The organism is Teretinema zuelzerae, assembly GCF_021021555.1.
Lineage (GTDB): Bacteria > Spirochaetota > Spirochaetia > Treponematales > Treponemataceae > Teretinema > Teretinema zuelzerae.
Map to the genome: position 1 here is coordinate 598,395 of NZ_JAINWA010000003.1, position 19,211 is coordinate 617,605.

The 19,211-nt window shown below is 56.7% G+C and carries 17 protein-coding genes; 9 read left to right on the forward strand and 8 right to left on the reverse strand.

The features are described 5' to 3' along the window. Nucleotides 1-184: 184 nt before the first annotated feature. Complete coding sequence (locus tag K7J14_RS09965; RefSeq protein ID WP_230755771.1) at nt 185-904, reverse strand: hypothetical protein; 720 nt, start codon at nt 902-904, stop codon at nt 185-187. Between the two features lie 104 nt (nt 905-1,008). Further along, a complete protein-coding gene (locus K7J14_RS09970) occupies nt 1,009-1,908 on the reverse strand; it encodes a LysR family transcriptional regulator (RefSeq protein WP_230755773.1) in 900 nt (299 codons plus the stop codon). A 93-nt stretch (nt 1,909-2,001) separates the two neighbouring features. Between K7J14_RS09970 and K7J14_RS09975 the strand changes: the two genes are divergently transcribed. From K7J14_RS09975 to K7J14_RS10000, 6 genes are all read left to right on the forward strand, one after another. Further along, on the forward strand, nt 2,002-3,033 hold the full coding sequence (locus tag K7J14_RS09975) for a YeiH family protein (RefSeq protein WP_230755775.1): 1,032 nt from the start codon (nt 2,002-2,004) through the stop codon (nt 3,031-3,033). An 80-nt stretch (nt 3,034-3,113) separates the two neighbouring features. Continuing rightward, entirely contained in the window at nt 3,114-4,397 is a 1,284-nt protein-coding gene (locus tag K7J14_RS09980; protein WP_230755778.1) for an SGNH/GDSL hydrolase family protein, read from the forward strand. A 148-nt stretch (nt 4,398-4,545) separates the two neighbouring features. Then, complete coding sequence (locus tag K7J14_RS09985) at nt 4,546-5,817, forward strand: extracellular solute-binding protein (RefSeq protein WP_230755780.1); 1,272 nt, start codon at nt 4,546-4,548, stop codon at nt 5,815-5,817. A 60-nt stretch (nt 5,818-5,877) separates the two neighbouring features. Further along, nucleotides 5,878-6,768 (forward strand): carbohydrate ABC transporter permease, encoded by an 891-nt coding sequence (locus K7J14_RS09990; RefSeq protein WP_230755782.1) that lies wholly within the window; start codon nt 5,878-5,880, stop codon nt 6,766-6,768. Then, complete coding sequence (locus K7J14_RS09995; protein WP_230755784.1) at nt 6,765-7,616, forward strand: carbohydrate ABC transporter permease; 852 nt, start codon at nt 6,765-6,767, stop codon at nt 7,614-7,616. The genes K7J14_RS09990 and K7J14_RS09995 overlap by 4 nt, the downstream gene beginning before the upstream one ends. A gap of 109 nt (nt 7,617-7,725) precedes the next feature. Then, nucleotides 7,726-8,382, forward strand: coding sequence for a response regulator transcription factor (locus K7J14_RS10000; protein WP_230755786.1), 657 nt, complete (start codon nt 7,726-7,728; stop codon nt 8,380-8,382). On the opposite strand, the gene K7J14_RS10005 is transcribed toward K7J14_RS10000, so the two are convergent. Beyond that, nucleotides 8,379-10,421, reverse strand: coding sequence for a substrate-binding domain-containing protein (locus K7J14_RS10005; protein ID WP_230755788.1), 2,043 nt, complete (start codon nt 10,419-10,421; stop codon nt 8,379-8,381). The two genes, K7J14_RS10000 and K7J14_RS10005, sit on opposite strands and share 4 nt — an antisense overlap. A 106-nt stretch (nt 10,422-10,527) precedes the next feature. Between K7J14_RS10005 and K7J14_RS10010 the strand changes: the two genes are divergently transcribed. Continuing rightward, nucleotides 10,528-11,238 carry a response regulator gene (locus tag K7J14_RS10010; RefSeq protein WP_230755790.1) on the forward strand — a complete coding sequence of 237 codons (711 nt, stop codon included), beginning with the start codon at nt 10,528-10,530 and terminating at the stop codon, nt 11,236-11,238. Between the two features lie 28 nt (nt 11,239-11,266). Here the strand turns inward: K7J14_RS10010 and K7J14_RS10015 are convergent, their stop codons facing one another. From K7J14_RS10015 to K7J14_RS10030, 4 genes are all read right to left on the reverse strand, one after another. Then, nucleotides 11,267-12,433: a glycosyl hydrolase family 8 gene (locus K7J14_RS10015; RefSeq protein ID WP_230755792.1), complete on the reverse strand. Its 1,167-nt coding sequence runs from the start codon at nt 12,431-12,433 to the stop codon at nt 11,267-11,269. Then, on the reverse strand, nt 12,430-13,332 hold the full coding sequence (locus K7J14_RS10020; protein ID WP_230755794.1) for a carbohydrate ABC transporter permease: 903 nt from the start codon (nt 13,330-13,332) through the stop codon (nt 12,430-12,432). Before K7J14_RS10020 ends, K7J14_RS10015 begins: the two co-directional genes overlap by 4 nt. Then, on the reverse strand, nt 13,329-14,270 hold the full coding sequence (locus tag K7J14_RS10025) for an ABC transporter permease (RefSeq protein ID WP_230755796.1): 942 nt from the start codon (nt 14,268-14,270) through the stop codon (nt 13,329-13,331). Before K7J14_RS10025 ends, K7J14_RS10020 begins: the two co-directional genes overlap by 4 nt. Nucleotides 14,271-14,368: 98 nt before the next feature. Beyond that, nucleotides 14,369-16,021 carry an extracellular solute-binding protein gene (locus K7J14_RS10030; protein ID WP_230755798.1) on the reverse strand — a complete coding sequence of 551 codons (1,653 nt, stop codon included), beginning with the start codon at nt 16,019-16,021 and terminating at the stop codon, nt 14,369-14,371. A gap of 257 nt (nt 16,022-16,278) precedes the next feature. Here K7J14_RS10030 and K7J14_RS10035 point away from each other — a divergent pair, with 257 nt between their 5' ends. Next, nucleotides 16,279-16,761 carry a MotA/TolQ/ExbB proton channel family protein gene (locus K7J14_RS10035; RefSeq protein WP_230755800.1) on the forward strand — a complete coding sequence of 161 codons (483 nt, stop codon included), beginning with the start codon at nt 16,279-16,281 and terminating at the stop codon, nt 16,759-16,761. Continuing rightward, entirely contained in the window at nt 16,758-17,171 is a 414-nt protein-coding gene (locus tag K7J14_RS10040) for an ACT domain-containing protein (protein WP_230755802.1), read from the forward strand. The genes K7J14_RS10035 and K7J14_RS10040 overlap by 4 nt, the downstream gene beginning before the upstream one ends. On the opposite strand, the gene K7J14_RS10045 is transcribed toward K7J14_RS10040, so the two are convergent. Then, on the reverse strand, nt 17,161-19,173 hold the full coding sequence (locus K7J14_RS10045; protein ID WP_230755803.1) for an FAD-dependent oxidoreductase: 2,013 nt from the start codon (nt 19,171-19,173) through the stop codon (nt 17,161-17,163). The genes K7J14_RS10040 and K7J14_RS10045 overlap by 11 nt on opposite strands. Between the last annotated feature and the right edge of the window lie 38 nt (nt 19,174-19,211).

A 19,211-nucleotide genomic window follows, 5' to 3' on the forward strand; every position in this document is an offset into this window, starting at 1 on the left:
GTCGAACGACATTCGGGGGGGCGAAACTATTTTTTATAGATGATGAGCGAATCTTCGCGCCAGGGATTGCAGCGAGTATCCTTGCCGCGAAGCGGGAAGATACTCGCGGAAAGCCCGGCCGCGCCCTGAAACGGGCGCGGCGGCGTCCTGAACTGTTTGAAGTTATCAGGACGCCGGTTTCAGACTACCAGTCGAGGTTGTCGAGATAGATGGTTTCGCTGGAGGCGGAGGCCGCGTCGTTCTTGATCGCGATGATGCTGACTGCGGCGACCTTGGCGACGTCGAAGCCGTCCTCAGTATAGTCGGATGGATTTCCGAAAGCATAGCTCACGGCAGTCCATTCGTCCTTCACGGCGACAGGATTTTCCTTGCCCTGGGACTGTTTTCCGTTCGAGTCGCGGAGCACGAGCTTGACGGCGGTGAGGGCGCTGGAGGCGGGAATGTTCGCCTTCACCGATACGGTTTTTCCGGTCAGATCAACCGGGGCGGAAACTCCGGCCTTGGCGAGATCGACTTTAAACGAGAACTGGGCGACGTTCGTGCTGTATTGGTTCTGGAGCACGGTGGCGGTTACCTTGAGGCTCGCCGCGCCTGAGCTTACCGTTGCGGAATCGGCGCTGAAGGCCATGTCCGAGACTGCCGCGCCGCCGGTAGAAGCGTCGCCCCAGGTTGCGCGGACGTCGCCGGTTTCGGCGGTGAAGCCGTCCGATGAAAGGGCGGCGATATTCGCGGATTCAAAGTCTACCTTGCCGACCAGCACCGGAGCATCCGGCGTATCAGGGGTTTCCGGTGTTTCAGTTGCGTCGGGTTCCGACGAATTTCCGGTGTCGCAAGCCGCGAACGGCAGGATGAACAGGGCCGCAACTGCAAACAGCACCGCTCCGTTGATGATTTTCTTTTTCATGTATCTCTCCTTCGAAATGTGTGTCCGGGGTTTTCGCCCCGGTTTCCCAGTATAAAAGCGATATCCGGGACCGACAGATTCCCTGGGGAGGGTTTTGACCGGTACTAAAGGTACTGGCCCGAGGAGAGCATGTTCGAGCAATAGGCGAAGAAGTCGCTGAAATCCTTTTCGTAGAGAGTGTTTTTTTTACAGGCGAAGGTAAAATCATGGACGATGGAGAAATCCCGTACGTCGATGCGGGCAAGCGCGCCTGAGCGGATCTCCTGTTCGACGGAAATCTCGTACAAAACGGCAATGCCGCATCCCCTTCGAACCAAATCCTTCGCCGCGCCGATGCTCCCGATTTCGAGACAGCGGCTGAATGATTTCAGGGATAAATTGCGCGAGCCGAGGAAGTCCTCTACGAGCATGCGGCCGCCGCTTCCCTGCTCCCGCGCGATGAAGGTTTCGGAAAGCAGCTCTTCGATCTGCGCGCTCTTCCGCGCGAGAGGATGTTCGGGAGGGCACACGAACGCCATGGGGGACGAACACAGGGTGCGCGCGGTATAGGAATCGCGGTCGAAGCGGCCCTCGACGCAGAGAAAATCAAGGGTACCGCGGTCGAGCTCGCGCAGCAGGGCGTCCGTATTATCGACGGCGAGCGACGCCTGCGAGTCGGGATAATCCGCGAGCCATCGGGCGATGAAGCGGGGCATCAGAAATTCGCCGATCGTCCGGGTCGCGCCGAAGCGCAGGTCCTTTCGGCTCTGGACGGCAAGCATGCGTTCGCGGGTGCGCCGGGCGTCGGCCTCGACGGATTCAGCATAGTCCTTCAGGATGCCGGCGGCCTCAGTGGGCCGCACGGTTCGCCCCTTAACCTCGAACAGTTTCACCCCCAGTTCCGCTTCAAGATGCCTGATATGCTGGGTGACCGCAGGCTGGGTTACGAACAAAGCTTCGGCGCTTCGGGTAAAACTGCGAAGGCGGTACACGGAGAGAAACGTATGAAGCCTGAAATCGATCACTGGAACGCTCCTTTTTTATCATAAATTATTCTTATGGATAGATAATAATATATAAATTGTTATTATGCATACCGCTCGATATACTGCGAAACCATGAAATACATACAAACACGATTCGCGCGCCTTTCGCGCCTCCTTCCGGGGATAGCCCTGTCGTTCGCCGCGGGAATCCCGGCCTGGTTCGCGGGAAAAACCTTTCCCATAATAGGCGGAGCTGTCTTCGCGATCATTGCGGGGATCATCGCCGCTGCCGCACTGCGGCCTCGGGCGGGCAAGCCCGGCATCGGCTTCGTATCGAAGAAATTCCTCCAGTGGTCGATTATTCTTCTTGGTTTCGGCATGAACATCGAAACAGTGGTGCGGGTCGGAAGCGGTTCGCTGATCGTTATGGCGTTTACGCTGAGCGCATCCTTCGCAACCGCCGCTCTATTCCGGAAAATCCTGAAGATTCCGGGAAAACAAGCGGCGCTGATCGGAATCGGGACCTGCATCTGCGGAGGCTCGGCTATAGCGGCGGCGGCTCCGGTAATCGGAGCGGACGAACACGATGTCGCTCAATCCATTTCCACCATTTTTCTGTTCAATATCGCCGCAGTATTCCTTTTTCCCGCCCTGGGGAGGCTCATCGGCTTGAGCGATTTCGGCTTCGGCCTGTGGGCTGGAACGGCGATCAACGACACCTCGTCCGTGGTCGCGGCGGCTTCCGCCTGGAGCGAGGCTGCGGGAACCGGGGAAGCCCTCGAATTCGCCGCCATCGTAAAGCTCACCAGAACGCTGTTGATCATTCCGGTGACCGTAGCTCTTTCGGTCTATATGGGAATACAATCGCGCAAAGGCGGAACGCGGGGGGAATTCAACTTGATGAAGATATTTCCCTGGTTCGTCGTCGGGTTCCTCGCGGCCGCTCTGACCGCTTCGTTTTCCGGCATCGATCCGGCGATTCTGAAGCAGCTCGAGGGCGCCGGCAAATTCATGATCGTCGTCGCGATGGCGGCGATCGGACTTTCCACGGACTTTAAGCGAATCGCGCACAGCGGCTGGAAGCCGATCGCCCTGGGCCTCGCGTGCTGGTTCGCGGTTTCGGCTGTCTCTCTGGCCGTGCAGGGGTGCAGCGGATATCTGTGAACCTGAGGAAAGTCTCATGCCGCGATTTATTTTATTACTATTTCCCTAGCTATTCTGCTCCGTTCTGGTATAATGCAGATATGGTAGCACACACGAAAAAAGAGGCCTGTCGCCGCCTTGCGCTGACGGGTATTTTCACGGCGGCTCTGGGCGTTGCCTCGTTCGCGAGTCCGAACGGGACGGGCGCCGTACCGGAGGGATATATGGATTCAGCAAAACACTACGAAGCGATGCTCGAGCGGTCTTTGATGTCGGCGGGCAACAACGCGCGCATGAAGGCGGCGATCGCGAAGGCGGAACGAGGCGAAGACGTGCATATCGCCTATATCGGCGGTTCCATAACTGAGGGAGGAAACGCGTCCGAACCGGAAAAGTCGTGGGCCTATCTTTCCTTTAAAGCCTTTCGCGACCGGTATGCGCCGGCTTCGCCCAATACAGTCCATTACGTAAACGCGGGAATGTCGGGAACCCCGTCCGCGCTCGGCATGATACGCTACGAACGCGACGTCCTCGAGCGGATCGAGAACGGGCCAGACGTGCTGTTCGTAGAGTTCGCCGTGAACGACGGGGACGACCCCACCCGGGGAGCGGCCTACGAAAGCCTCGTCCTCAAGGCCCTGAAGACCGAAAATCCGCCGGCGGTCGTTCTCATGTTCAGCGTATTCAAGTCGCGCTGGAACCTGCAGGACCGCCTCGCACCGATAGGCAGGCTCTACGGCCTTCCGATGATCAGCATCAAGGACGCCCTGGTACCCGAACTCGAAGCGGGCCGAATAGCGGAGGACCAGTTCTTCGCCGACATCTACCATCCCGGAGACTGGGGGCACGAGCTGATGGCGGCCTGCGTAAGTCGCTACTTCGACAAGCTCGACGCCTCGGCCGCGGACTCAGGGATTCCGCTACCGGACGGCATTGCCGTCGGGGACCGCTTCGCCGGTGTGAAGATGATCGACTCGTCTTCCGTGCCGAAGGGCGTAATAATCGATAGAGGAGCCTTCTCCGCAACCGATGAAAACCTGGGAACCTTCATCTACGACCGGAGCCGCAAAACCTTCCCGGACAACTGGCACAAGGCCGGGGGCGCCGGTAACCAACCCTTCACGATGACCCTCGCATGCAAGAACCTTTTGATCGTGTACAAGAAAGCCTCCGGAGGATCCCCCTTCGGCCTGGCAGAAGTTTCCATAGACGGCGAGTTCTACGATGCGTACGACGGCGTCCCTTCAGGCGGATGGAACAACCCGTGGACCTCGGTGCTCATAGACGAAGAAGCGCCGGCAACGCACACGATCACCGTACGCATGGCCGAGGACTGCGCGGATTCAGCGTTTACGATCCTCGCGTTCGGCTACACGGAAAACTGACGAGTCCCTCCAGGGAAAACAATAGGTAAAAATCCTGATGTACGGCAATCGGTAGTCGGTCAAGAATAGCATGATCGGCATAGCCGACTGATTTTGCGGCGAACGCTTTTGTGCGCTGCAGCCGCGCATACGTTCTCTGGAGGAAAAAATGGGTTTCAGGAAAACGAATCTCTTTCTCGCGCTGACGATCTCCTTGATCGCGGCCTTCTCCGCGTCCGCCGCGGACAAGCCGGTCAAGGTGAATTTCTGGCACATCGGAACGGCCGCTACCGACAAGGGCTACTACCAGGGCGTCGCCGACGCGTTCATGAAGGCGAATCCGAATGTGACGATCGAAATGACGATTCTCGAAAACGAGGCGTTCAAGAGCAAGCTGACGACCGTCATGCAGTCCGGCAATCCTCCGGACATTTTCCACAGCTGGGGCGGCGGCGTTCTCGCCGAGTACGCGAAGGCGGGACTGCTGCGCGACATAACCAAATTCACCAAGGGAACCGCCTGGGGAAAATCGATGGCTCCCGGAGTCTGGGACATTTACGCGTATAATGGAAAGCAGTACGGAGCACCCTTCGACATGGGCGCGATCACCTTCTGGTACAACAAGGATCTGCTCGCCAAGGTCGGCTATACATCATTCCCCGCCGAATGGTCCGACTTCCTCAACCTCGTTAAAAAACTAAAAGCAGCCGGAATCGTTCCGATCGCCCTCGGAGGCGGAGACAAATGGCCTGCCATGCACATGTGGACGTATCTTGCTGCCCGCGTCGGCGGCAAGGAAGTTCTCGTGAACGCTGCTCAGGGCAAGGGAAAGGGTTTCAACGATCCGGCCTTCGTCAAAGCCGGCGAAATGCTTGTGGAGCTCGTCAAGCTCGGCGCCTTCCAGGACGGCTTCCTGGGAGCGACCTATCCTGACGAAGCGGCCCTCGTAGGTAACGGAGTCGCGGCCATGGAACTGATGGGACAGTGGGCGCCGAACGTCCAGGTCGATTCATCGGTGAGCAAGAAGGGCATCGGCGATTCTCTCGCGGCCGCACCTGTTCCCGCTGTCGCCAAAGGCAAGGGAAAGGTTACCGACGTAGTAGGCGGCGGAAACGGAATGGCGGTCGGAAAGAACGCTCCCGACGCGGCAGTAGAATTCCTCAAGTTCCTTACCAATGTGGAGAACAACGCCGAGTATGCGCGTGTTGCGGGAATCATCCCGACCGTTAAGGGCGCGGAAGTCGGAATTCCGTCGAACAACGGAAAGATGGTGAAGCAGATCGTCGACAAGACCGAGTTCTTCCAGCTCTATCTCGACCAGTTCTTCTCACCCGCGGTAGGCGGCGCGGTCAACGACGCGGTGCAGACCATCCTCGCGGGAACCGCTACGCCGGCCCAGGCCTGCAAAGCGATCCAGTCCACCTTCGAAATGGAACAATAAACCTGACGACCCGGGACGAGAGTCCCGGGTTTTTCACTTCATCAACAGGAAACAACCAACATGACAAAGAAACCAAGCAACATTCCGCTTTTAACATTCCTGCTTGCTCCGGCTCTGCTGCTCTTTACCCTGTTCGTCGTCATACCGGTTTTCCAGGCGATGTTCTTCAGTCTCTTCAAATGGAACGGGCTCGGACCTCTCGCCGATTTTCGGGGCTTGAACAATTTCAGGCTTCTCTTTAAAAACGCAGTGTTCCACAAAGCGCTGACGAACAACCTCGTCATCATCGTCGTGTCGCTCGCCGTGGAAATACCGATCGCACTCTACGCGGCTCTCATCATCAGCAGAAAAGATTTCAAGCTCGCCGTTTTTTTCAGAACCTTCTTTTTTCTTCCGTACGTTCTTTCGGAGGTAATCGCGGGCTTGCTGTGGCAATTCATCTATCATCCCCAGTACGGTTTGGTAAAGGCGCTATTCGCCTTCTTCGCTCCCGGAACCGACGCGCCGGCATTGCTCGGCGATCCGCGAACGGTTCTCGGCGCCATCATGGTTGCCGTAATCTGGAAATATTTCGGCTTCCACATGTCCATACTTATAGCCGGGCTGCAGGATATTAACGAAGAAGTAAAGGAAGCGGCAAAAATCGACGGGGCCTCGGAGGGCCAGACGACACGTCTGATCATCCTCCCCCTGCTCAAGCCCACCATTATGATATCCGTCTTTTTTTCAATCATCGGCTCCTTCCAGGTATTCGACGTTATCTGGGCGATGGGCAAGGGAGACCCCGTCAACGCGGCGGAAACAATGGTCACCTATCTCTATAAATTCGGCATTCAGCGTTTCAACATCGGCTACGGAAGCGCGGTCGCGATCACGATATTCGGGATCTGCCTGGCTTTCAGCCTCATGTACAACCGGCTTCTCATGAAAAGCGAGGGGGCGAACTCATGACACTAAAATCGGCTTCCATGCAGCGCGCCGTCCTGCGCCTGGCTCATTACGCGTTTTGTTTTCTTCTTCTGGCCGTCGTGCTGGTGCCGATACACATCGGCGTCTTCGGCGGGTTTAAATCGATGGGCGAGCTCATGACCGATCCGCTCGGATTCCCCTCCCCCTTCGACCCGTCGAAGTATCTGGATCTCTTGACCGGCGCGCAGGGCTCGTTCTGGAGGGCTTTGACCAATTCCCTCGTAATCGCGATGTTCACCGTAGCGCTGACTCTCGCCGTATGCGTCATGGCCGCCTTCGCCCTTGCCCGCATCCAGTTCAGGGGAAACGCGCTGTTCAGGAATTACTTCATGCTGGGGCTCCTCTTTCCGCTTGCGGTCGCCATCCTTCCCCTCTACCTGCAGATACGTAACATGCATCTGCTCGACAAGTATCTGGGGGTCATCCTTCCGCAGACGGCATTCCAGATTCCGATGAGCGTCCTGCTGCTCCGCGGCTTTTTCGTCGGAATACCGAAGGACCTGGAGGACGCCTGCGCGATCGACGGATACGGGCCGCTCGGCTTTTTGACCAAGATGGTGCTGCCGCTGTCGACCCCGATTCTTTCGACGGTTGCTATCCTCGTGCTGGTAGCGAGCTGGAACAATTTTTTCCTCCCGCTCCTGATCTTCAACGCCAACATAAAATTCACCCTTCCCATGGGAGTCATGGAATTCCAGGGCCAGCACGCTTCCGAATGGAACATGATCCTGGCGTATCTGATTCTCGCGATGATTCCCGCCGTCGCCCTCTTCGTCGCCGGCCAGAAATACATCGTGGCAGGGCTCACCGGAGGCGCGGTAAAAGGTTGACGTTTCGCCCGGCTCCGGCGGATTCGTCCCGGAGCCGCCGGCGCGCGGCTTTGCGCAATCGAGCGGATTTTTTCTCCCAACTCGCCGGAATCGTGGTATCATTTCGATCATGCCGCGCTCATCGATTATCATCGTCGACGACCACCCCATCTTTTCCAAAGGGCTTGCACAGCTGCTCGGATCGGAAAACTTGTACGACGTTTCCGGCACGGCTACCGATTGCGCGGGGGCGCTGGCTCTCGTGCGGGATGCGAATCCCGATCTGGCGATAGTCGATTTGAATCTCGGCGACGAGGACGGCATCAACCTCATAAAAGACATTAAGCTCGTCAAGAAAGACATCAAGATACTCGTGCTCTCGATGCATGATGAGCGCTATTACGCGGAACGGGCGCTTCGCCAGGGAGCGCGCGGCTACATCATGAAGGATGAAAACGTCTCCAACGTGCTCGAAGCGATACGAACCATACTCGCCGGAAAAATATGGCTCAGCGCGGCCGGCAGGGAACGCCTTTTCGAATACATGAGCAATTGCGATTCGTCGCAAAACGTTGAAAACCGCTTCGCATCGGTCAACAGCCTCTCGAACAGGCAGCTTCAGATATTCAGAATGATCGGAAAGGGACTGGGGACAGCCGACATCGCGGCGCGGCTGAGTTTAAGCCCGAAGACGGTAGACACCCACAAGGAGCACATAAAGCTCAAACTGCACTGCAACACCTCCCAGGAGCTGCGGCAGCTCGCCATTGAACGGGGCGGGGACTAGAGAGGAAGGCGGATTTCCACGAGAGTCCCGTCCTTTGCGGATGAGCGGAACAGATACTGCGCTCCGATCTGATGTGCGCGGTATTCCATAGATTTGAGCCCGATTCCCACATGGGGTTTTTTCTTCGGCCGGGCGGGAGTGTCTCCGGATATGCCCGTGCCGTTGTCGCGCACGCGAATGGCGAGAGCGCCGTCTTCCAGGCGAACGGAAATATCCACCCGGGTGGCGCGGGCGTGCTTTACGGTATTGTGAACCGCTTCCTGGATTATCCGGTACAGATTTATCTCCTGCGCATTGGCGAGCCTGATATCAGCGCCGGCTTCCCAGGAATACCCGCACGCGCAAAGCGTCTGCTTTTGAACCGAGCGGCACAGGCTCGCGACGGCCTCGTTAAGCCCGAGGCTGTCGAGTTCTACGGGAAATGAATCATGGGCGTACTGGCGGGTGCGGTTGAGCGTTTCGTCTATCATTTCAGAAAGTTCGCCGAGATCGCTTCCGCTGTCGAGGCTTTTGCTGTACATCGAAATGCCGGCAAGCCGCTGGCAGATATCGTCGTGCAGGTCGAGGCTGAACCGAAGCCGCTCCATCTCGCTGATATGGAGAACCTCTGCTTCGACCTCGAGCCTTCTCTTCGCCTCCGCCTTGAGCTTCCGGTTGCTTTCAACCAGATCCTTCGTACGCAGAAGCACCTCGCGCTCGAGCTTCCGAGAGCGTTTTTTTTCGTCTTCCAGAATCATCAAACGCCTTACGGTGTTGGCGATGAAGATGGCCGCGCTGCAGAGGTGGGGGTGCGCATAGTCGTCGATTTCATAAACGATGATGCCGAGTTCGTCCGTGCCGGAGGTAAGATTATGGATGCTGGCTGAAGCGGGAATTTTTTCATTCTCGCGGAAAGTCGAGCTGAAGAATTCGGCGAGCGTCGTTCGTTCCCTCCGGTCGGCAAAGGATTTCTCCTCGTTCCTGAACCGCCGGTAAATCAGTTCTATGTCTCCGTTCGTCGCCGTATCGCTTTGGGGAAACAGCAAAAAGAAAAACGTCTTGACGTCGTTGCTGTTGAGAAAGGCCTGGAGATAGCGCACAAGCTCGTGCATCGAACCGACGGTCGTCAACAGCTGGCCGAACGAACTGACGTTCCGCAGATGCTGTTCGGAGAGAAAACTCTGATACTGCACCCGCGACAACACCGCGTCCGGAACTAGGGCCGCGTCGGGCTCGGGCGAACGGCAGCCGCATGAATTGCGGATGACCGGGACCGAATCGAGTTCGCAGATTTCAGGCGCTTCCTTCTTTTCGATAAGGGCATGAATCGTGCGGACTGCGAGGCGGCCCAGTTCCTCCAGCGGCTGCTGCACGGTGGTCAGGGCCGGAATTTCGAGGCGGGCCTGGGGAATGTCGTCGAAGCCCGTCACCTTGCACGACTTCCACCGGGGATCGGAGGCGCTGCGCAGAACCTTGAGGGCGCCGATCGCCATGCTGTCGTTCGCGGCGACGACGGCGTCGAGGGGCGAATCGGGGTGGGTGGCGATATACTCGCGCATGATGTCGATGGCGTATGATTCCCAGAAGCCGCCGTTCCTGACGACTCCCTCGAGGCCGGGAAATTCCGAAGAGCGATTGCAGAGCGTCTCCCTGAATACCGCCTCGCGGACGCTATTGTCCGGATGGCCGGCCGGTCCGCTGATGAAAAGCAGCTTCCTGCAGCCGTGGAACGCAACCAGGTGATCCATGATTTGTTCCATCGATTTTCTGTTTCGTATGCTGATGGAGGGGATTCCCTCGAGGTTATTGCCGATCGAGATCCAGGGAGTCGAACCGAAATAATTCTTGATCGCCGGTATGTCGATGTCGCTCATTTCGGCGAACAAGGCGGATGTAAGGAGCAAGACTCCGTCTACCGGAAGAAATTTTCCCGGAGAGGATAAGCCGCCCTGCATGCAGAAAAGGTCTATGCCGACCCGGGCGGCTTCGGACCGGATTCCCTTGAAAACGGAGATTTGATATTCCTCGTCCAGATTTTTTAAATACAGGCCGACTCGCATACTACAGGTATATCCCATCTTTCCCGGGGTGTAAACGAAAATAAAGCGGCTAGGGAAAATCCCCTACTCCGCCATCGGGTTTTCTTCGGATATGCAGGGGAACCGAATGAATTTAAAATATAAGCACAGGAGCGCGAATACCATGAACGAGAGTGCGAATGCGGCGAGCGCGACCATCGTCCTGATCGAGGACCATCCCATATTCTGCAAGGGCCTGACGCAGCTGATACACGCGAACAAAGAATTCTCGGTCGTGGGCGAAGCCGCGAATTCTCTCGGCGCGGTCAGACTGGTGGAAGAAAAAAAACCGGATCTCGTTCTCGTGGATCTCAATCTCGGGGACGAAGACGGACTCGAACTGATAAAAAACCTGAAGGCGCTTTTTCCCGACCTTCTGATGCTCGTTCTTTCGATGCACGACGAGCGGAATTATTCTGAACGGGTTCTGCGCGCGGGAGCCCGCGGCTACATCATGAAGGAAGAGGCGGGAGACAGAGTCGTGGAAGCGATTAAAACTGTCCTGGCCGGAAAAATCTGGCTCAGCGAATCCGAACGGGAACGCCTGTTCGACTCGCTTTCCGGCGGAGAAGAGTCGGGGGAGGATCGCGGCGATCAGGATTCGTTAAAAGCGCTTTCGGATCGTCAGCTTCAAATATTCTCTTTGATCGGCAAGGGTCTCGGCACTCTCGAAATAGCCGCTAAACTGGGAATAAGCACGAAAACGGTCGGCACGCACAAAGAACACATTAAAACAAAAATGAACTGCGCGTCGCTGAAAGAATTGCGGCAGCTCGCCGTCAGGTTTACGAACCTGTAAGACGGCCGCCGCATTCAGGTCGTTCGTTCTACTCCCAGACCCGGTACCTTCCGCTCAGGGCCAGAAAGGCGAAAAGATACAGGCAATTATCGTAATACCGCCTGTCGCCGGTTCTCAACGGCTCGTTCCAGAATCTTTCGACCCACTCGGCAGCCAGCGCTTTCACGGGATTCGAATCGCGCAGGGAAAGAGGACCTTCAACCGCGAGGGAAGCCTGGGCGGTGGTAGCAAGAATCGCCACCGGATGAAGCGCGCTCTGATCCAGGGGCGTGCCGTCCACCTCGTAAATTCTGTACGGATTGTCCTTGTTGACTACGCCGAGCGCGTATTGCAAGCGTTCTACGGCAGAGCGCTGCCCTTCGTCTTTTTTGCACCATTCATAGTCGAGGCCGATGTTCGCGGCGGTGCGGTAGGCGTCGCTGTAGAACCAGTCGTGCCGGTCCGCCGTCCAGGGGAGCTTCCTGCTCATGGGAGAGCCGTCGAACTCCGCGTATTCGGCGTTCATTCCGGAAACCGGATGGCAGGCCTTGCTCAGATATTCCCTGCTGGCCACGGCAGCCTGGGCGAAAAATTCACGGTCTTCTTCGTACGCCCATTCGGCGAAGCATTCGTAAAAATGCGGCAGATGATACGACGGATCCGTAAAGTCGCTGCCCGGAACGAACAGAATCTGCTTGTTGCCGAGATTCCACATCGGCGTTCCGAATCTGCCGCCGCTTCCCTTGTGCAGGCACGCGCGCAGGATCTCCTTCGCCTCATGGGAATACGCAAAAACGCCTTCGCCGTCGCCCCATCTATGCGACGCGAAGAACAGGGCCAGGGCGAAGTACTCTTCGCCGTCGGGTGCCGGACCGTCGGAATTGCGCACGCCGTTCGTAGCGCAGGACCAGGCGAAATAGCCTTCGTTAAAGCCCTCTTCCATGAACATGTAGGTTTTCGACCATTTCCAGATTCTGTCGAATTCTTCCTTCATATCCAGCTGGACGCACATCATCATGCCGTAGGACATTCCTTCCGTGCGCGCGTCGTGGTTACCCGTATCTTCCAGATAGCCCATGTCGCACCCCGCTGTGAAATATACTTTGTCCGGACCATAAAAAAATTCGTCGACTATGCATCGTAATCTCTGTTCAATTTCCTTTTCGCTCTTCCCGATCTCCGCGAACACGTTGCGATACCTGCGTTCAGTTTTCATTCCTTCACTCCCCCGATGTTCACGCCGACGACGAAATACCGCTGCATGAACGGATAGATGAATAGTATCGGAGCCGATGCGATTACGGTTATGGCGGCGCGGATGCTTACCGGCGTTACGAGGCTCGACGTTTTCGCCAGGGCCATGGCGCCTACCTCGCCTGAACTCCGCGCCTGCGACTGGCTCGACTGCAGATATTCCATGAGCTTGTATTGCAGCGTGTGCAGGTTGACCTTCGAGGAAGCGTAGATGAGCGTATCGAACCAGGAGTTCCAGGAACCGACAGCCACGAACAGGCCGACCGTCGCGAGCACCGGCATGCTCAGCGGAATGATCATGCTGAAAAAGATTTTCAAGTCCCCGCCGCCGTCCATCCTGACTGACTCGATCACGCTTTCCGGGATGGTTTTCAGGTATGTCCTGATGACCAGAAAGTTGAACGCGTTCACCATGCCGGGAATGACATAGACCCAGAACGAATTGAGAAGGCCGAGATTCTTGATGAGGAAGTAGGTCGGTATGAGGCCTGCGTTGATGTACATGGAAATCACCAGAATCATCGTAAACGGTTTACGAAACATGAAATTCGGCCGGGACAGCACATAGGCTATCATCGCGGTCAAAAACACGTTGACGAACATGTTGATCGACGTTCGCGCGACCGAGACGAAAAACGCATGGAAAATGGTACCGGTGGAAAAAACCATTTTATAGTTCTGAAGGGTGAAGCGCCGCGGATACAGCGTAACGCCGCCCCGCACAGTGTCCACCGCCTCGTTGAAGGAAACGGCCACGGTGTTCCAGAACGGATAGAGCATCAGAACGGAGAAGGCGATCATAAAGGCGGTGTTCAGCGAAGTGAAAATCCGCTCCTCGTAGTGTCTTTTTGACGCGATCATATCAGTCGTTCCTCCCCTGCGCGCTTGGCGAATTCATTCGCGAGGAATATCAGCGAAATATTCACCACATTCTTGAAAAGACCGGCGGCTGTAGCGAGCGAATAATTCGACCGCTGCAGGCCGTACATCAGCACGTATATGTCTATCGTATCGGAAACATCCTGGACGAGACCGTTGCGAAGCAGGTATTGCATTTCGAAACCCGCGTCCAGTATATGTCCGACGCTCATAATCAACAAAATGATAATCGTCGGCTTGATGCTCGGCAGCGTGATGTGCAGCATCTTTTGCCAACGGTTGCATCCGTCTATCTCGGCCGCTTCGTAGAGGGTCGGATCGATGCCCGAGATCGCCGCCAGATAGATGATGGTGTTCCATCCCAATTCCTTCCACACGTAGGTTCCCCCGACGACGCCCCAGAAATAGTTCGGCTCGGACAGCCACAGGATGGGTTCGTCGATCAGCTGAAGATACATGAGAAGATTATTGAGCGCCCCGTCTTCCACGGAGAGCATCGTAGAAACCAAACCGGTTACGATAACCCACGACAGGAAGTGGGGAAGATAGGAAACAGTCTGGACAAGGCGCTTGAAGGAAATATTCTTGAGCTCGTTGAGGAGCAGCGCGAACGCTATCGCGGAAATAAAGCCGAGCGTCGTATTTATCAGGCTCATCATTACCGTGTTCCGCACCGTCTGCAGGAATACGGGATCAGAAAAAAGAAATTTGAACCATCTCAGGCCGACCCATTCCTGGTTCAGGAAGGATTTCGCCGGGCGGAAATTCTGGAAAGCCATAGTCCAGCCCCACAGCGGAACATAAGAAAAAAGGATTACATAAAGAATGATTGGAACCGACATTATCAGCAATTGGCGTTGCGTCCCCGCGGTTTTGATCAGTTTCTGGATTCGTATCGACGGAATAATGTGCTTTTGCATGGGACCTCCGGAGTGTATTCCCGCGATAAGATGCGAGACAGGCTGGCGAAAAAGAAAACCCGTACGGGGAGGAGATTCCCGTACGGGCGGAGATTGGATTACTTGGCGCTCCAGGCGGCAATGCGCTTGGAAACCTGATCCTGCATATAGGCTTCGTAGATTTCGATTCCGTTGGCCTTCATCTGGGCGGCGTATTCAGCCCAGACGCCTTCGAACTCGGCGGGAGAAGCAAGAATAACCTTCGGCAGATACTTGCGCATGGTCTGGTCGCAGCGCTGGAGGGCGATCTGAGCGTCCGATCCGTCGGGAGGATTGGGAAGATTCCAGGTGGGATACCAGATGTCGTTCGGCGGAGGATTCTTGTCCATGAGTTCGGCGTTGCTCGTCACGCCGTACGCGGCCCACAGTTCCTTGTCTTCCGGGCGGGCAAGAGCCTCGCGCTCGGGATAGTAGTTGACCAGGTCGGCCGGATAACCGTCGTTGAACGAACCTTCCCAGGTCGGGAATACGTCGCGAATGAGCAGGGCGCGATTCTGTTCCTGCCAGGTGACATTATCCCAGTTGGCGCGCTGCTCGGGAGTGCGATAGGGTTCGCCCTTGTCGTTGCGCTGCCAGTCCTCGCCTTCGATGCCCCATTCGATGGTGCGCTGAACTTCTTCGCTCATCAGGTCGTTCAGGAATTGCACGATGCGGACGGGATCCTTCGCCTTGACGCTGATGCCGACTCCGCGTCCGAGATTGGGCACGGGCACGTCGCGGTAGCGGGGCTTGATGTTTTCGTCGAATACGATCGGAAGCGGAGCCATGGTCCGGTTGTATTCGCCGGAATCGCGGAGGGCGTCGTCGGCTGTCTGGAACTGCCAGCGCTGGTCATGAATGCCGAGCACGCGGCCGGAAGCGATCTTCGCCAGATACTGGTCGTAGTTGTCGGTGAAGGACGCCTTGTCGACGAAGCCCAGGGCGTTCAGTTCGTTGAGCTTCTTGAACCAGCGCTTGGACATGTCCTGTGTAAAGAAAGTCTTGTACGCATGGGTCTTGGGATCCACGACGCCGTTTCCGTCGTTCGGATTTCCGGCGAGGAAGTTCGGCGGGTTCCACATGCAGAACGCGTGCCAGTCGTAGGTCAGAATGGTAAAGGGGATGGTTTTCTGTCCGTTGATGGTCGGATGCTTTTTCGCGTAGTCGATGATCAGATCGAAGTACTGATCCATCGTCTTGATCTTCGGGTATCCGGCTTCCTTCAGAATTTCCTTCTGGATCCACATGGCGGATGCGCCGTAGTACGGGCTTTGATCCTTGTTCCGGGTGATTCCCCAGTTCGTCAGATAGTAGATGTGGCCGTCGGGAGAGCGAAGCTTTTCCCATTGATCGCCGAAATGAGCCTTCACGTTCGGAGCGTATTTCTCAACCAGATCCTCGAGGGGGATCAGGGCGCCGGCATCGATGAACTGGGTTTCGTTGATCTGTATCAGGTCGGGATAATCGCCGCCGGCGATCATGACGCCGCGCTTCTGCGCGATTTCTCCGACGAGGATGTCCCACTCGAAGGTAACGCCGAGTTTCTCCTGCAGATACTTATACACCTTATTGTCGGCGTTCGGCTGCTGCCGCGCGGCCTCGGTGAATACCGTCAGCGTGATCGGCTTCTTCTCGCCCGCCGCGGCTGAATCGGCTTTTTTCGCGCAGGAAACGCTTGCCAACGCCAATACGGCGGTTACGCACAGGAGCGTCTTTTGCAATGTTCTTTTCATTTCATCCTCCTTAAAAAACTCAAAAAATCCGTGTATCGGAACAAGGGCTATTTTACGATCGAATATTTCCGCTTCATATCGGATATTTTACCTATCCTTGATTTTTTCCAACACCTGCGCGTTTTTAGCCGTAGTATATGTATATGGAAACGATGAGGAACGCTTTGCGCATGCGTGTACGGCGTTTTTCGGCGAAGGCGGCAAAGCCCTCGCCTATCGACAGTAAACAACCGGCAAGGCCGGAAAAGGAGTTTTATATGGGAAAGAAAATCATCGCATCATGGATCATCGGATGCGCGGGCATCGCCTTCCTCGTCGTCATGGCAGGCGGCGCCGGAAAAATACCGGCCTTCATCGATTTGCCAGGCTTCATGATCGCGGCGCTGCTGCCGTTCGCAACTGCGCTCGCCTTGTTCGGTACGGGAAAAACGGGAACGGCGTTCTCTGCTCCCTTTAAGCAAGCTGCGCTCAAAAGCGAACTGGAAACCTCCGCGGCGTTCTTTAAAACACTCATGGGTTTCATCGCCGCGTATTCTACGCTCGCCTTTACCGTCGGCTTCGTCATGATCATGATTTACGCGGCGGACGGCGCGAGCACGGGACAGATCGGTGTAAACCTCGCGATCGCCATTCTCAGCTTTTTCTATGCGTCTGTTTGCGCGATTATCGTCGTGCTGCCCCTCTCGGCCGCCGCGCGGATACGGCTCAGCGAATGCAGAGCCGAGGAAGCCGGCGCATGAGCGGAATCACGGATTTGGAAACCCTGCTCGCCTCCCTCGATCCGGTGCTCTGCCCGGCTCGCTACGCCTTCCGTTCATGCGGAAAGGAGGAAGCGTCCGCTTTGATGGCCGCGGATGGAAACGATGAAGAGCCGTTCGCCTTCATCCGCGAGGAGGAAGGCTGGACAGTCATTCTGCCGCTCGGAGAAAATCATCCTGCGGCTGAAGCCGACTCCGCTTCCGCCGCCGCGATGAAGCGAATCACGCTCAACGTCCACTCGAGCCTCGAAGCGGTTGGACTGACGGCCCATGTCTCGCGGGTTCTCGCCGGGCGGAACATCAGCGCGAACGTGGTCGCGGGATTTTACCACGACCACATATTCGTGCCGGAAGACCGCGCCGAAGAAGCGCTCGCGGCGCTTACAACCTAGCCATCATGTCGTGGAGGCCGCCGCCGTTTTCTACGTTGGTAAAACCCATCTGCGCGAGAACGCGGCGCGCGTAGGCGGAGCGGGCCCCGGAAGCGCAGTAGACGATCACTTCCCTGTCCTTCGCGCCGATCAAGTCTTCCGCCTTGTAGGGAAGATCGTCAAGCGGCAAACTGGTTGCGCCGGGAACGGCGCCCATGCTGAATTCCTCCCAGGTGCGCACATCGAGAATAAGAGGGCCCTCGGAAGAAACCTCTCCGGCGTCGCCCGAGCCGTCTTCGCTTCCGGCCGCTTCCGAGCGTTCGTCTTCCACGCTTTTTTTCTCGACCGGAAAGAGTCCTGCTCCGAGCCGGGCGAACGGCAAAGCCCTCGCATGGCGCTCAAGAGAAATATATCCGCCAGAAAGATTGAATACCCGGTCGAATCCCGCGGCCTTGAGCATCCGCAGCGACACATGGCCCTTCTGGCCGTCCTCGCTGATCAGGAGGATGGGATGGTCTTTCGGCAGCTGATCGTAGTTCTCCCGCAAAATGTTCTGGCTCAGATTGTTCGAGCCTTCGAGATGCGCCTTGCGGAACGATAGAGGATCGCGGAGATCGATGACCAGCGGCTCGTTTTCGATCACGAAGGATTCAAGATTCTGAGCCAGCACGGACGGGCTGAATCCGCTGCGATGGTTTTCGCCGGCGAAAGCCGCCATGTGAACCGGGCCGTTGGGACTATTGAACGGAGGAGCGTAGGCAAGATCGAGTTCTTCCAGATCGGAAAGAGCAAGGCCTCCGGCGATCGCCGTCGCGAGCACGTCTATCCGCTTATCCACGCCGACCCGGCCCGCCGCCTGTGCGCCGAGAATTTTTCCGGATTCTTTTTCGAACACCAGCATCAAGCTCACCTTGGAGGATCCCGGATAATACGAGGTGTGGCTTGCCTTATGGACAACCACGGCGTCTGCGTCGAAACCGGCGTCGCGCGCCTGCTTCAGATTAAGGCCCGTGGAACCGGCGACCGCGCCGAAAAGCTTCACAACGGACGTACCGCTCGCGCCTTTATAGCGCTTGTTTCCGCCGACCGCGTTCTCTCCCGCTATCCGTCCCTGTCGATTCGCGGGGCCGGCGAGCGGAATGCGCGTCTTTCGCCCGTTCACGCGATTTTCTATTTCAACCATATCGCCGGCGGCGTAGATATTCTCGTCGCTGGTTTGCAGGCGGTCGTCCACCAGAAGGCCTCCGGCCGTTCCGATCGCGAGCCCCGCGTCCTGAGCCAGCTTGAGGGTCGGACGAACTCCGACCGAAAGCAGCACCATATCGGCGGGGAGAATGCTTCCGTCGCTGATCTTCACACCGTTTTTTTCAATCGCCTGCAAGCCCTTTCCCAGATGCAATGTCACCCCGTAATCGAGGAGCTCCTTCTCCAGAAAGCCCGCCATCTCCGCTTCAAGGAGGGGCATTATCTGAGGGGCCATCTCGACAAGCTGCACCTGCATGCCCCGTTTTGCCAGGGCCTCCACCATTTCAAGGCCGATAAAGCCGCCGCCTACGACGACCGCCGTGCGGGGAGAGTTTTCCTTGATGAAGGAATTGATTTTATCCATATCGTCGAGGGTCCACAGCTGAAACACGTTTTTCCTGTCCACCCCGGGCAGCGGCGGAACAATGGGGTTTCCGCCCTGGGCCAAAATGAGCGCGTCGTATTTGAAAGTCAGTTTCTTTCCGTTCTTTTTATTGACCGCGCTTACCGATTTCGCCGCGCGGTCTATCGCGGACACTTCCGTCGCGGTATGCACGTTCACGCGATACTGATCGTGAAACGTCTCGGGGCTTGCGAGAATCAGATCGGAACGGTTTTTCACGTCGCCGCCGATAAAATACGGCAGCCCGCAGTTGGCGAAGGAAACATCGTCCCCTGCTTCCAAAAGGGTTATATCCGCTTCGCCGTCGAGCCTTCTGGCCCGGGCCGCGGCAGTCGCTCCCGCCGCCACGCCGCCGATGATCAAAATCCGTTTCATGGTGCATCTCCTCTCAATACGTACATCATACGGAATCA

Excerpts from the sequence above, each read along its gene's own strand:
- K7J14_RS09965 (WP_230755771.1), bottom strand. The coding sequence starts at position 904 with ATGAAAAAGAAAATCATCAACGGAGCGGTGCTGTTTGCAGTTGCGGCC.
- K7J14_RS09975 (WP_230755775.1), top strand. The coding sequence starts at position 2,002 with ATGAAATACATACAAACACGATTCGCGCGCCTTTCGCGCCTCCTTCCG.
- K7J14_RS09980 (WP_230755778.1), top strand. The coding sequence starts at position 3,114 with ATGGTAGCACACACGAAAAAAGAGGCCTGTCGCCGCCTTGCGCTGACG.
- K7J14_RS09985 (WP_230755780.1), top strand. The coding sequence starts at position 4,546 with ATGGGTTTCAGGAAAACGAATCTCTTTCTCGCGCTGACGATCTCCTTG.
- K7J14_RS09990 (WP_230755782.1), top strand. The coding sequence starts at position 5,878 with ATGACAAAGAAACCAAGCAACATTCCGCTTTTAACATTCCTGCTTGCT.
- K7J14_RS09995 (WP_230755784.1), top strand. The coding sequence starts at position 6,765 with ATGACACTAAAATCGGCTTCCATGCAGCGCGCCGTCCTGCGCCTGGCT.
- K7J14_RS10000 (WP_230755786.1), top strand. The coding sequence starts at position 7,726 with ATGCCGCGCTCATCGATTATCATCGTCGACGACCACCCCATCTTTTCC.
- K7J14_RS10005 (WP_230755788.1), bottom strand. The coding sequence starts at position 10,421 with ATGCGAGTCGGCCTGTATTTAAAAAATCTGGACGAGGAATATCAAATC.
- K7J14_RS10010 (WP_230755790.1), top strand. The coding sequence starts at position 10,528 with ATGAATTTAAAATATAAGCACAGGAGCGCGAATACCATGAACGAGAGT.
- K7J14_RS10015 (WP_230755792.1), bottom strand. The coding sequence starts at position 12,433 with ATGAAAACTGAACGCAGGTATCGCAACGTGTTCGCGGAGATCGGGAAG.
- K7J14_RS10020 (WP_230755794.1), bottom strand. The coding sequence starts at position 13,332 with ATGATCGCGTCAAAAAGACACTACGAGGAGCGGATTTTCACTTCGCTG.
- K7J14_RS10025 (WP_230755796.1), bottom strand. The coding sequence starts at position 14,270 with ATGCAAAAGCACATTATTCCGTCGATACGAATCCAGAAACTGATCAAA.
- K7J14_RS10030 (WP_230755798.1), bottom strand. The coding sequence starts at position 16,021 with ATGAAAAGAACATTGCAAAAGACGCTCCTGTGCGTAACCGCCGTATTG.
- K7J14_RS10035 (WP_230755800.1), top strand. The coding sequence starts at position 16,279 with ATGGGAAAGAAAATCATCGCATCATGGATCATCGGATGCGCGGGCATC.
- K7J14_RS10040 (WP_230755802.1), top strand. The coding sequence starts at position 16,758 with ATGAGCGGAATCACGGATTTGGAAACCCTGCTCGCCTCCCTCGATCCG.
- K7J14_RS10045 (WP_230755803.1), bottom strand. The coding sequence starts at position 19,173 with ATGAAACGGATTTTGATCATCGGCGGCGTGGCGGCGGGAGCGACTGCC.